This is a genomic window from Treponema primitia ZAS-1, assembly GCF_000297095.1.
GTDB lineage: Bacteria > Spirochaetota > Spirochaetia > Treponematales > Breznakiellaceae > Termitinema > Termitinema primitia_A.
This window is the reverse complement of the sequence record NZ_AEEA01000036.1, coordinates 23,879-37,167: the sequence shown is the minus strand read 5'-3', so window position 1 is coordinate 37,167 and position 13,289 is coordinate 23,879. Positions and strand designations below refer to the sequence as shown.

The 13,289-nt window shown below is 42.8% G+C and carries 8 protein-coding genes; 3 read left to right on the top strand and 5 right to left on the bottom strand.

What is annotated here, in order from left to right; genetic code table 11:
- Positions 1-2 precede the first annotated feature (2 nt).
- The 5 genes from TPRIMZ1_RS0105215 to TPRIMZ1_RS0105195 all read right to left on the bottom strand — a co-directional run bounded on the left by TPRIMZ1_RS0105215 (position 3) and on the right by TPRIMZ1_RS0105195 (position 6,833).
- On the bottom strand, positions 3-1,418 hold the full coding sequence (locus TPRIMZ1_RS0105215; RefSeq protein WP_010255986.1) for a DUF1302 family protein: 1,416 nt from the start codon (positions 1,416-1,418) through the stop codon (positions 3-5).
- On the bottom strand, positions 1,418-2,212 hold the full coding sequence (locus tag TPRIMZ1_RS0105210) for an outer membrane lipoprotein-sorting protein (RefSeq protein ID WP_010255983.1): 795 nt from the start codon (positions 2,210-2,212) through the stop codon (positions 1,418-1,420). The genes TPRIMZ1_RS0105215 and TPRIMZ1_RS0105210 overlap by 1 nt, the downstream gene beginning before the upstream one ends.
- 24 nt (positions 2,213-2,236) lie before the next feature.
- Positions 2,237-4,894: an efflux RND transporter permease subunit gene (locus TPRIMZ1_RS0105205; protein WP_010255981.1), complete on the bottom strand. Its 2,658-nt coding sequence runs from the start codon at positions 4,892-4,894 to the stop codon at positions 2,237-2,239.
- Between the two features lie 3 nt (positions 4,895-4,897).
- Positions 4,898-5,587, bottom strand: a complete 690-nt coding sequence (locus TPRIMZ1_RS0105200; RefSeq protein WP_010255979.1) for a TetR/AcrR family transcriptional regulator — start codon at positions 5,585-5,587, stop codon at positions 4,898-4,900.
- Between the two features lie 193 nt (positions 5,588-5,780).
- Positions 5,781-6,833: a hypothetical protein gene (locus TPRIMZ1_RS0105195; protein ID WP_010255977.1), complete on the bottom strand. Its 1,053-nt coding sequence runs from the start codon at positions 6,831-6,833 to the stop codon at positions 5,781-5,783.
- A 513-nt stretch (positions 6,834-7,346) separates the two neighbouring features.
- Between TPRIMZ1_RS0105195 and TPRIMZ1_RS0105185 the strand changes: the two genes are divergently transcribed.
- The 3 genes from TPRIMZ1_RS0105185 to TPRIMZ1_RS0105175 are packed head-to-tail and all read left to right on the top strand — an operon-like array spanning position 7,347 to position 13,266.
- Complete coding sequence (locus TPRIMZ1_RS0105185; protein WP_010255976.1) at positions 7,347-10,445, top strand: type I restriction endonuclease subunit R; 3,099 nt, start codon at positions 7,347-7,349, stop codon at positions 10,443-10,445.
- Entirely contained in the window at positions 10,446-12,062 is a 1,617-nt protein-coding gene (locus TPRIMZ1_RS0105180; protein WP_010255975.1) for an HsdM family class I SAM-dependent methyltransferase, read from the top strand.
- The gene (locus TPRIMZ1_RS0105175) at positions 12,052-13,266 is read left to right on the top strand and encodes a restriction endonuclease subunit S (RefSeq protein WP_010255974.1); all 1,215 of its coding nucleotides are present in this window, start codon (positions 12,052-12,054) and stop codon (positions 13,264-13,266) included. Before TPRIMZ1_RS0105180 ends, TPRIMZ1_RS0105175 begins: the two co-directional genes overlap by 11 nt.
- Positions 13,267-13,289: the final 23 nt, after the last annotated feature.

Genomic DNA, 13,289 nt, shown 5'->3' with positions numbered 1-13,289 from the left:
CTTTAGAAACTGTACGTCAGTACCGCTTTAACAAAATGGTTATCGCGGTACTGACCCAGTTCACCATCATCAGAGAAGCCGAAGATACCGCCAAAAATGCCGCCGCTTAATGCAATGGACACATCGTTTTGGGTCCAGGCTATGGTTGGCATAATAAGACAAGCCTTATCCTCCATGTCCCAAAGTCCTACGGCCTTGATTTCAAGTTTATCCCGAAAAAGCTTTTTGGAAAGGATCAGGGTAAGCCTGGTGGCGGTCACATCCTTTCCATCCTCAGTATCAATGACCATTGGGTCCTTCCCTATTTTATCCTGGAAGAGGAGTATATTCTCGGTAACTTGCAGGTTCACATTGACCCCCCCGATATCCCGGTCAAAGCCCAGGGACCATGCAACGGAAGGATTGTAAACATCCCCCCGGTCTCCATCAAGGTCCCCGGTAATATTGGCCGCCGCCTCAGCCCGGACATTAAAATCCGCGATAACCCGGGCAAAATCAATGCCGATTTGATGGTAATCGTTATAGTCAATGGATAAAACATCATTGGGATCATGGTTGATGAAATATCTGTCAAGCTTTATATCCAGAGCGGGACGTGGAAGTCTACCGTAGTAATACTGCACCCCAAAATCCGATGAACCTACGGTGGTAGTAAACCGGAGACCAGCTTGGGCGTACTGCAAAGAGGCGGTGTCTGTCTGATAGTGATTTTCTAGATCAATACCCTGTTCTTGCAAATCGGTAATCTGCGACGGAACCCAACGTCCTTCCATGGCAAAGCGGTGGCCTTGGAAACCGGGGATAAACACCCCTTCCAGTTTGGAGAAATTACCGATACCCCATGAAACATGTGCCAGGGGCAGCCCAATTTTTAGGCTCATGGGGTCGGATATTTTGGTAAGGTCCGTATAATCCAGGGGATTAACCACGTCCAGGGGGCCGAAGCTGTCGGCTCTACCCCAGCTAAGCTTCCTGATACCGCCCTCAATGTTCACCGGACCGAAGTAGGCCCGCACATAGGCTTCGTCTATGGTCAACGGGGAAGCGGACGGGGTCAGGTTCAGGTTGATCACCGCATCGGCGGCGGAACCGGAGACAGAAAAATTAAGGGCCCCGGAAAAAACATCCCCTAATTGGCCCTGCTTTATTTTATCCGCCGTTTCAAAATCATCGGTAAAGCCCAGGAGTGCCGCCGATACTTCACCTCCTATCTTTACACTGGAAAGGGCAGATGCCTGGGGAGAAGGCGCGGAGGATACCCCGCCGCCAAAGCCAAAGCCATCACCGTCATTGGAAAAAGTATCGCTGCCGGAACCGGTATCACCGCCAAAACCAAAATCGTCGTCAGAGCGGAGGTACCACTTCCCCGGAAGGAGAACAAGGCTTAAAACCAAAAGCGAAAAAAGGAAACGTTTCATTAGGGCCTCCCGGTCTCCAGATACCTTGGGGTAAAAACCGATTCGGGGATAGCGCTGTCGTATTCCAGGCGATCCACATTAACCGTGGTGGAACTTCCCTCGGTCAGGGTGCTCATTTTGGTGACCATGGGGCTGAGCCTTCCCTGAACATCCTTGAGTTCCAAAATTTCCAGGGTCTTAACATGGGTCCCCCTTTTATCGTAAAGCTCAATTTTATAATCCACCGAATTAGCCTTGTCTATCCACTGAATCATTTTTGAATACTGGTAAGAACTATCTTTGGGGGTGGACTCGATCACATAGCAGGGCTTACCCTGGTATTCTTCCTCCCTCAAAACCCGATGGATATCAAGGTCGGGGCCGCGATTAGCAGAAGAAATATCGCTATAGGAAAGATCGGTTCCCACAAAGCTTCCGGAACCTTCCGAGGAAGCGATACGTCGTACCTTGCCCAGAGAAGGGAGGAAGATCCACTGATCATCGTTACCACCGGTGTTTTCAATAGTAAGGAACCGGGTATTAATGATATTGGCAGGGTTGCTGGAATGTTTAAATTCCACCACCACCCGCTTTTCTCCCTTGGATCCATCCTTGGAATACTGGTCGATGATACGGTTACTGGTGGAACCGTCCTTGGCGCTGACCACCATTCGGGACCGGGTGGAAATCGTCGCTGCACTGATGCGGTTCCGGGATTTGTCCACGATGGCGGCGGCATCACCTGACTGGGCGAAAACCGCGGCTGCGGTTCCGAGCAGCATCACTGCAAAAATAATGTTATTCCTTCTGTTCATTTTGTATAACTCCTTAAAACTTTGTTAAAGGTTTCCCTGTACAAATTTTGGTTTAAAGACGAGCAGCAATACGGGGATAACCGTAAGGCTCACAAAGGCGCTGGTACCCATGGTCAGGGCGATAAGAAGCCCCAGATCTTCCAGCATGACGAACTGGGAGAGGAGGAGCACCGCAAAGCCCAGGCCCACCGAAACGGCGTTTATCATAATCGCCTTGCCGGAGGAGGCAAAGGTCCGCTTTAAAAAATCACCCTTGCCGCCGCTTGCCCGGTATTCCCGTTTATAGGCTTCGATGTAGTGGATAGTATAATCGATCCCTATGCCCACGGACACGCTGGCCACCATGGAGGTACCGATATTGAGTTTGATTCCCAAAAAGCCCATCACCGCAAAATTTATCAGGATGGAAATGGTCAGGGGGACTATACCGATAAGCCCCGCCGCCAAGGAACGGTTGAACACTGCAATGATGAGGAGCACCAGAAAGAGTGATGTTACCACCGATATAAGCTGGGACTGGACCACCAGCCGGTTAAGGGAAGCCTCCACCAGGGCGCTCCCCCCCACGGTAACCTTAATGTCCTTGGGGAAATTAGCACTGACGTATTGTCTAATCTCCCGGATTACCCGGCCCGTATCCTCTTCCCCCATGGCGCGGAGCTGTATGGTGGTTTTAATCGCCGTCGGTTCCAGGGCATCGTTGGCGTAAGAATCGAGGTTGCCCGAAAGGAGGATGAGATAATTGGACACCAGTTGCTGGAGTTCTTCGGGCCGGGTTTTCCCGTACCGTTCGGGGATAACCGGGATTTCGTAATAGGAAGCTCCGTTATAATTAAGCTGCTTTTGCAGTTCCCAAATAAGATCGTTGGCGTCCAGAGACCGGTTAACACCGGAACTTGCGGCCCCTTCCAGCAGGGCCAGAACTTCGCCCATGGTGTAGACCCGGTCAGTTATCCCCGAAGCTGCGGCTGCCCAGGCATTGCCATCAGCCTCATCACCACCACTTCCGCCAAAACCAAAATCATCATCGTTTCCTACAGCCGCGCCAAAACCAAAACCATCCCCGGCATCCACCGCAGCCGCAGTACGGGGCTTAATACCGCCGGGACTTTCATCGGCGTTAAAGACCTGGTTGACCCGCTTGATCAGGTCCGTGAAACCCATGGCCTTGCCCACCAGGACTACCCTGGTTTGCAGATATTCGTTCAGGCCATCCATGGCAGACAGACTGGCAGGGTTCAGCAGTGTTTCTGCGTTATCCGCTTCCATGACGACGCTTACCACCTTAGAACCGCCGAATTTTTCCCGGATAAACCGGTCCGACCGGGATATGTCGGTGGTGCTTTTAAAGTACTCCACAAAAATATTATCAATAATCACCTTGGACACGCCATAAATCGAGAGTAATACTACTAGAGAAGTAATTATCATGACAGAGCGTTTTCTCTGCGCAATGCCCATAAAGGCATCAGCGATAGCATTGCTTAAGGGGTCCGCCAGTTCCGGCGCGTCTCCCAGCCGCGGATTGACCAGGGCCCTCATGGGCTTGGGACCCCGGATAAGGAGCAGCGCAGGGATCAGGGTGACCGCAACAATAAAGGAGGCGAAGACACCGAAGGCGGAAAAGCAGCCGAACTCCCGAATGGGGAGCACCGAAGTAAAGATGAAAGAACCGAATCCCGCAAAGGTGGTCAGCGCCGCCAGAAATACCGCCTTGCCTATCTTCCGCAGCAGGGCAAAGACCAATTCCCGGTGCTCATCCTTGGTGATTTCATCCTTAAGGTTCATCTCCTCAATATAGTGGGTTACCACATGGATGCCGTAGGCGCTGCCCACCGCCACCAGGATAACCGGCAGCACCGTGGAGATCACCGAAAGCTGTACCCCCAAAAGAGGCATTGCCCCCATGGACCAGATCACGGCGACGAGTACCGTAAGCAGGGGCAGAACCACTGCGGAAATACGGCGGAAGGAAAAGAAAAGTACCAGGAGTACCACCACAATCACCAGAGGAACCATCAGTACCAGATCCGCCCGTACCGCCTCGTTGATGGTGGAGCTAATTACCGGAAGCCCGGTGATATAAACATTCGCCATGCCGTCAAACATGTCCGTGGCTATGTCCCGGATCCGGATAAAGCTGTCCATCACCTCGGGTTTTCCCGCTTTTTCGCTGCTAATATCCAGGGTAACCAGGATCTGGGTAGCGGTAAAATCGTCGGAGATCAGAGCCCGGCGATACATATCCCAGGAGAGGAGCCGCCGCTTGAGTTCCGCCGTCTCTTCAGGGGTCCCGGAAAAATCCCCGGGAATCAGTTTTTCTACCACGATGGCGTCACCTTCACCGGCGATGTAATCCGATGACACCATGGAATTAATGGTTCCGATAATTTCAACATTCTTTTCTATTTGATCGATATAGTCCCGGATGCGTTGGATAAATTCTCCGTCAAAAACGGTACCGTAGTTCCGTTCCAGCCCTATCAGTACAAAAAGGGAACTTCCAAAGGTATCGTCAATATAATTGGCAGTTACCCGGGCTTCATCGTCTTCGGGGACAAAGCGCATATTATTATTATCCAGTTCTACCCGGGGGAGCTGGAGCGCAAAAAAAACCGTAATAATTCCGATAACAACAACGATAAGCCAGGGGTGTTTAAACAATTTCGGTAAAAATTTCATTTTCTAATCCTTGTTGTTAGTAAAAGTATTCAAGTCCGGCAGGACCAGACAAGAACGGTCGATTTCTTCCCGGGCTATTCCCCGGAGCATAATTTGAAAAACCGTTTTTAGCTCATCAATAATAAGGGCGGATTTCCGGGCTGTCCTGGGCAGCTTGGCGGCGTTTTCCACCGCCTGAGAAAAAAGCGCAATGATGGTCTTTACCACCAAGCCGCTTTCGGTATCCTGTTCAAAAGTCCCCTCGCGTATCCCCTGTTCGATCATCTTTTTTATCAGGTAATAAAACACATAGGAAGCAGTCCCTGCATTCTCCTCAAGGGAAATAAAAGAATCTGCGGGGGCCAAAAAATGCCGCATATTAAAGAGGATGAAAAGGTCCTCCGATTCTCCATACATCTCCAGGTAACTTAACCAGTACCGCTTGAGCGCCTCCAGACCCGAGATACCCCCCTCCAGCCGGGACTGCACGTATTCGCTGAACTTGGCGGCCGACTCTTCGCAGATCTCACTAAAGAGCTCGTCCTTGCCGGAAAAATAGAGGTACAGTGTACCCTTGCTCAGCTCCGCCTGCTTGGCTATGTCCTCCATGCTTACCTTTTCCACCCCGTATTCAAGGATAAGCTTCTTGGCGCAGCCCATGATTAAGTTCCGGCGTTCAGCCTTTTCCCGCCCCTTCCGTTCAAATATCCCCACGGAATCCCCTTTTTATACTGACCGTCGGTCATTATATTTCCATCGGTTTGTTTATTACTATATTAATAAGCCGTGGGGCAGAAAATGTCAAGCATTTTTGTCCGGAAAAGAGAATCTTGAAAAAATAGGGTAAAAAAAGGCGTTTTCAGAATTTTTATCTGAAAACGCCGCTGATTAGCTTAGTATGCCGGTTTTACTTTGCAGACCCGGTCCTGAAATAAGCTTTGACCTGCAGGGTAATGGAATGTTTGGCCATTATGCTCTCTCCCCAAATCGGCGCGGAATATGACAGCTTAAATTCCGTAGGCAGCGGCCAGGAGACAAAGAAAAATGAAACATTGGGCTTTAGGGTAAGTATCTGCGTGGAGCTCCCTAAACCATCCTCAAGCCCAGTCTTAATGGCGCTTTCAGCCAAGCCGGCGCCGGAAATGGAAAAGCTTTTTTCGGGGGTAAATTTATAATTTATTGGAAGTCCGGCGCCAAAAATGATCGGTTTGCTCGGGGAGAGGGTGGTAGTGAATGTCGGTTCCAGTTCAAAGGTTAAATCATAACCGTGCCCCATCTTCACATCGACACCTGGCTGCTTAGCCATGTATCCCCCAATACTGCTATCTTCCAGTTTTTGCTCTATAGGATAGAACAACAATTCACTGTACAGATCGATAAAGAAGTTCTTGTTGATGAGATAATCAAAATAAAGCCGGGCGCCGGCGCCGAGGACATGATAATCCCCATTGGAGGCGGTTACATCATCCCCCTTGGCGGCGTTTTTAGCCTGCTCCTTAAAGTCCACTCCGGGTAGGGGAATTTTAACCCCCGGCCCTACGGCGAAACGGAGTTGGGAGGATTTTACCGGTGCATTTTCGCCAATAATCTGTATCTTGCCCCCTACAAAAAGATCCGCCACGCCGTTGGCATTGACATCGGACCCCCCAGCACTCAGTTGCGCACTATCCACATCGGAGGCTATGGTCACGCCCGGCGCCCACTGAATTGCGCCGGTTATCCAGTCAATAATCCCGTACTCCAGGGCAAAACCGAGGTTGAAAGCCGATTTCAGGGCGCCCTGACCATCGTCAAAGCTCTCATAATCCCCGTCATCATCATAATAACCGGGACCGAAGACATAGGTAGGGGCTATATAAAACCGGCCCAGACGGGCAGGCATTACCTTAGCATCATCCGCAAAAAGCGAAATAGAACCCAGCAATAGAACAAATAAGACCAGAGATAATACTTTTTTCATTTTATACTCCTTTAAAAATCAAATTTCTTGATAATTTATCCAATTATGTTATATTTTCGAAAGCTAATCAAGCCCACAAGCATCCCAGGATGATATAAGCCGCCAGCAAATACAGAATTTCCCCGGTTTCCACCGCTGCGCCCAGGGCTGTAGGCAATATTTACCGACTTAGTAATCATGTTCTCCTATCGGTGTTTCCAAAATTTCCTCCGGAGTTTACATCAATGGTTCCGGTCTTTAAAAGCCAAATAACCCGGATATGCATCCGGGTTATTTCCCGGCGCTATAGAGAAAGGGTTAATAGATATAGAAAGAATGTATAAACTATCATGGTTGTGAGGAAATTTAGAGAGAAATTCACTATTGAAAATGACAAAATGTATAATAATGTCATTTTTTGATTGATATTTCAGTTTATGTTCACTTGCCGAGCCTCCTATATCGTGTTATTCTTGCCTAAAGACTTAATCTGGGAGCTTCTCGTGTCGGATCAGGCCCTAAAGGGAGATTTCTTTGCCTTTTAATGAGAACTCCCGTGTAAAAATACCTGCCCTTATTCATCTTACCCGCCAGGGATATACCTATATTTCCCTAAAAGGTCAAAAGATCGACCCAACAACCAATATTTTTATAGACATCTTCCATCAATCCTTAAATAAAATAAATGAAACCTACTATAACCGTGATTCAGCCATACTTATCATGGAATTTCTTTCCCAATCCCTCCTGTCCGGTAAGCTCATTTCAGAAATAAAAGAATCCCTTGAACCGGATAATTTGGGTGAAACTTTTTATCGTTATCTTCAGGAAGGCATTCCGGTTGAGGGGATTCCCGACAAGATAAAGCTCATCGACTTTAAAAATCCTCAAAACAACAGTTTCCATGTGGTTACCGAACTTACCTACAAGAACGGCGAAGATGAATTCCGTCCTGATATTACCTTACTCATAAACGGTATGCCCCTTGTCTTTATCGAAGTCAAAAAGCCGAATAATACCGAGGGCATCATTGCAGAACACAGGCGTATGGAAGCTCGTTCTACCAATAAAAAATTCAGAAAATTTATTAATATTACCCAAATTATGGTATTTTCCAATAATATGGAATACGATGATAATGATACAGAACCGATTCAGGGTGCCTATTATGCTTCATGTAATTATCATAAAATATTTTTTAACCATTTCCGGGAAGATGATACGGAATTTTTGAAAAAAGAATTACCGAAAAACGCTGAGGCAATAGAATTTATTCTTAAAGATGCCAATCTGGTCAGTATTAAAGATACTCCTGAATTTATTACCAACAGTAAACCGGATACCCCTACCCATAGAATGTTGACATCGCTGTTTACTCATTCCCGCTTTCTATTTCTATTGCAGTATGGAATTGCTTATGTGGAAAAAAGAGACAAGGACGGTCTTTCAACTTTGGAAAAACATATCATGCGATACCCTCAGTTTTTTGCATCCAAAGCAATTGAGAGAACCATAGATAAAACATTAAAAACTAACGCTGCACCGGCAAAAGGGGTAATCTGGCATACCCAGGGTTCAGGCAAGACCGCCTTGGCATATTATTCAGTAAAATACCTTAAGGATTTCTTTCAACAACATGAGAAGATAGCCCGATTTTATTTTATTGTAGACCGCCTTGACCTATTAACCCAGGCTTCCAATGAATTTGCCGCCCGCCGCCTTCATGTTGAACAAGTAAACTCAAAAGATGATTTTATTAAAAATATTAAAACCATTGGTTCTGCTGATAATACCGGGGAAGATACTATTACGGTGGTTAACATACAGAAATTTTCAGAAGAATCAATCGCCCGGCAAGCTGACTATAATGTACAAATACAACGAGTCTATTTTCTTGATGAAGCTCATCGAAGTTATAACCCAAAAGGCTCATTTCTTTCCAACCTCATGGCATCTGATCGTAATGCAATCATTATTGCCCTTACCGGTACACCTCTAATCGGCAAAACCGAGGAAAAGCCCGGTAAACCATCGGTTTCTTACAATACCAAAAATGTTTTTGGAGATTATATACACAAATATTATTATAATCTTTCTATAGCAGATGGTTATACCCTTAAATTACTCCGGGAGGGAATAGAGACATCCTACCGGACCAAATTACGGGAAGTATTGGATTCCCTGGATACCGAAAAAGGTTCCCTTAACAAGAAAGAGGTTTATGCCCATCCCAAATATGTAAAAACCCTCACTGAATATATTGTTGAAGATTTTAATAAAACCCGAACTCGTCTTTTAGATGATACAATCGGTGCTATGATCGTTTGTGATTCTTCGGAGCAAGCCCGCAGGATTTTTAGTGAATTGCAGAAGTTCCCCAAATTAACAAAGGCATTAATTCTTCATGATGAAGATGATAAGGATACCCGCCATGCTGAACAGGACGATTTCAAGAAGAACAAGCTGGATATATTAGTAGTATTCAATATGCTTCTTACCGGGTTCGATGCCCCTCGTTTAAAAAAACTTTACATGGTCAGAATTGTTAGAGAGCATAATCTTTTGCAAGCTTTAACCAGGGTAAACCGTCCGTATAAAAATTTTCATTACGGTTATGTGGTGGATTTTGCGGACATTCGGGAAGAATTTGATAAAACCAACAAGGCATACTTCAATGAACTGCAGGAAGAATTGGGAGATGAATTTAAGAATTATCAGCAGATGTTCCTTAATCAGGAAGAAATAGAAAATGCCTTAATAGCTATTAAAAACAAACTATTTTCTTATCCGACTGATAATTTAGAACAGTTTTCTCAAACTATTTCTGAAATTGATAGTAAACAAGAATTAATAGATTTACGGCAGGTTCTATCAACCTATAAGGAACTTTTTAATATTGCTAAACTTCAAGGCTTTGAGGAGTTGACAGGAAAGTTCGACCTTGACCAAATTGCAAAATTGTATTCCGAAGTTGACCGGCACATACAGTTATTAACCCTTAAAGAGAATCTTTCAAACGGCGAGGATAATTCTGCAATTCTTAACCTGGCACTGGATACGATAGAATTTCAATTTAAGAAAATATCAGAGGAAGAACTTATCATTGCCGATAAATTCCGTTCGTCAATGGAACGTGCCCGGTTTGAACTACACCGCAGTTTGGACCCCAAAGACCATGAATATATTACCCTGTTTGAGGAGCTTAAACGGGTTTTAGCCAAGAAAAATATTGAAGAATTCACTGCGTCGGAAATGAATACTGCCATTGAGGAATTGGAACAAATACGAAAGAAGGCTATAGCCAAAAACGCAAAAGATTCAGTATTATGTAGTAAATACGAAAACGATCCTAAATTCATGCGAGTTCATAAAAGGCTTAAAGAAACTCCCCCTCCCCCGGCTGATGATATATCTTTGAATAAACTTCTTCTCTTTATCAAGCATGAAGCGGATACCATTATCCTTAATAATCAAAATATTCTGAACAATGAGGATTATTTTATGCAAAATTTACAACCGCTGATAATCAAATCCTGTAAAGAGGAAGCGGTAAAAGTTAATCTTGAAATTATAAAAAATATCAGTTTGCTAATAAGCAATGAGTATTTATCAGAACGAAGGTGGGCTTCTTAAATGGACATGCGTGAAATTACAGTAAATACCAAAAAGATGATAGATGATATTAAGACCATCTGTGCAAATTATGGGCTGGGTAATGCTTCCAGTGAATATAAAATCATTACCGAAGTTTTTTTGTATAAATTTCTAAACGATAAATTTATCCATGAAGCAAAGGAGATAAATTCTGATTATGAAAAACTGAATAAAGATGACTACGAAATACTGCTTATGGAACTTAATCCCGGAACCGCCCGTTTCTCAAAAAAACAAACATTGACGTATCTCTATAATAATCGAAACAAAGAAGATTTTTACCGCCTGTTTGATGATACTTTAAATGACCTGGCCGATACAAATATAAAGATTTTTTCGGTTAGTGCCGGTGGCGGCCAGAAAATACGTCTTTTTGAATCAATTTCCCAATATATCATACAATCCGATAAAAAAACCCCCTTTTGTAGGGCGGTTATTGATAAACTTATTCAATTCAGCTTTGAAGAAGTATTTAACCAAAAATATGATTTTTTCGCCCAAGTTTTTGAATATCTTGTAAAGGACTACAATAAAGATTTTGGTAAATATGCGGAATATTATACACCCCATACGATAGCCTCAATTATTGCCCGTATCATGGTTCCTGAAAATGTTAAAAATGTTACCCTCTATGACCCTGCCGCCGGTTCCGGCACCCTGCTTTTGGCCTTGGCACATCAGATAGGTGAGAATAAATGTACCCTTTATTCTCAGGATATTTCCCAAAAGTCAAATGAATTTTTAAGGCTTAACCTGATTTTAAATAATCTGGTACATTCTTTAGGTCATGTGGTCCATGATGATACCCTGCTCAATCCCCGGCATCTTAATGAAAAGAAAGACGGCCTCCGGCAATTTGATTATATTGTCTGCAATCCGCCCTTTGGCGTGGATTTTAGCGATAATCGGGATACACTTGCAAGCGAGAATTATAAAGAGCGGTTCTTTGCCGGTGTCCCGAAAGTTCCGCCTAAAGAAAAAGATAAAATGTCAATTTATCTTATGTTCATTCAACATATTCTCTATTCTATGAGTGAAAAAGGGAAGGCGGCTATTATAGTTCCTACAGGTTTTTTAACCGCTAAATCAGGGATAGAATTGAACGTTCGTCAATTTTTGGTAGATCATAATATGCTTCGAGGTGTTATCTCTATGCCTTCTAATATTTTTGCTACTACAGGAACAAACGTTTCTATACTATTCATTGGCAAAACGCTATCCGGAAAAAGAAATGACAAATCCGTTGTTTTTATGGATGCTTCAAATTTAGGGACTAAAGAAAAGATCGATAATAAAAATCAAAAGACGGTATTATCTTATGAAGAAGTTGAAAAAATTATAGAAAATTTTAGTAATAAAAAATCTACGGATGGTTTTTCTATTTCAGTTTCCTCAGAAGAAATCAAACAAAAAAATTATTCTTTTGGTGCAGGACAGTATTTTGAAGTAAATTCTGGATATATTGATATTTCTGTAAAAGAATTTGAACAAAAATTATCAAATTATAAAAATAATTTAGTGGTATATTTTAAGGAAGGGAAAAAACTTGAAAATGAGATATTAAAAGAATTGGAGAATTTAAAATATGATATATAATGAAACCAAGTTTAATGCGCATTGGGATACAAAAAAATTGAATCAATTGGGAATATTCTCAAGAGGAAAATCAAAGCATAGGCCAAGAAATGACAAAATATTGTTTTCTAACGGTAGATACCCATTAATTCAAACAGGTGATGTCAAGTCTGCAAATCTCTTTATTTCTAAGCATAGCCAAAACTATAATGAATACGGATTAAAACAAAGTAAATTATGGGATACGGGGACTTTGTGTATAACAATTGCTGCAAATATTGCTGAAACCGGGATTCTTACTTACCCTATGTGTTTTCCTGATAGTGTTGTCGGATTTAATGCTGATAAAAATGAATCATCCGAATATTTTATGCACTATGTTTTTAAATATATTAGAAATTCAATACAGAATTCAGTACAGGGTAGTATACAAGATAATATTAATATAGATTATCTATCATTGCTTGAATTTAAAATACCTCAAAAAAAATATCAGGATAAAATTGTGCATTTGTTGTTATCGATAGATAAAAAGATAGAATTTAATAATAAAATCAATGCCGAACTGGAGTCAATACTAAAAAATATTTACGACTATTGGTTTATCCAATTTGACTTTCCTGATAAGAAAGGAAAACCATATAAATCATCCGGCGGAAAAATGGTTCGGAATGAGGAATTAAAAAAAGAAATACCGGAAGGATGGAATTCTATACAAATAAATAATATCCTTCAGAAAGTTCCAAAAAGAGAGCGAATACAAAATTCAGAAATACTTAAAATAGGATTGTATCCGGTTATTGATCAGAGCGAGAATTTTATAGCTGGGTTTACTAATAACAAGGCATCTGTGTATATGTATAATATACCTTATATTATATTTGGCGATCATACTCGAATTATCAAGATTATTAATTTTGATTTTGCAAGGGGGGCAGATGGAACACAGGTATTGATTTCAAATAATTGTAGAATGCCTCAATTTTTACTATATTATATTGTCAAAAATATAGATCTCTCAAATTATGGGTATGCAAGGCATTTTAAATATTTGAAAGACTATAAAGTTATTTTGCCTGATGAAAGAATCGGACATGAATTTAATAATTTAGCAAATAATTTTTATACAAAAATAAAGCAAAACGTTTTTGAAAATCAGCAACTTATTTCCCTTCGCGATTGGCTTTTACCTATGCTTATGAACGGACAGGTGGTGATAAAATGAAAATACTTTTTATAGGAGGTAAA

Bases quoted from the DNA above. Each gene is read 5' to 3' on its own strand.
- TPRIMZ1_RS0105215 (WP_010255986.1), bottom strand. From the start codon at position 1,418: ATGAAACGTTTCCTTTTTTCGCTTTTGGTTTTAAGCCTTGTTCTCCTT.
- TPRIMZ1_RS0105210 (WP_010255983.1), bottom strand. From the start codon at position 2,212: ATGAACAGAAGGAATAACATTATTTTTGCAGTGATGCTGCTCGGAACC.
- TPRIMZ1_RS0105205 (WP_010255981.1), bottom strand. From the start codon at position 4,894: ATGAAATTTTTACCGAAATTGTTTAAACACCCCTGGCTTATCGTTGTT.
- TPRIMZ1_RS0105195 (WP_010255977.1), bottom strand. From the start codon at position 6,833: ATGAAAAAAGTATTATCTCTGGTCTTATTTGTTCTATTGCTGGGTTCT.
- TPRIMZ1_RS0105180 (WP_010255975.1), top strand. From the start codon at position 10,446: ATGGACATGCGTGAAATTACAGTAAATACCAAAAAGATGATAGATGAT.
- TPRIMZ1_RS0105175 (WP_010255974.1), top strand. From the start codon at position 12,052: ATGATATATAATGAAACCAAGTTTAATGCGCATTGGGATACAAAAAAA.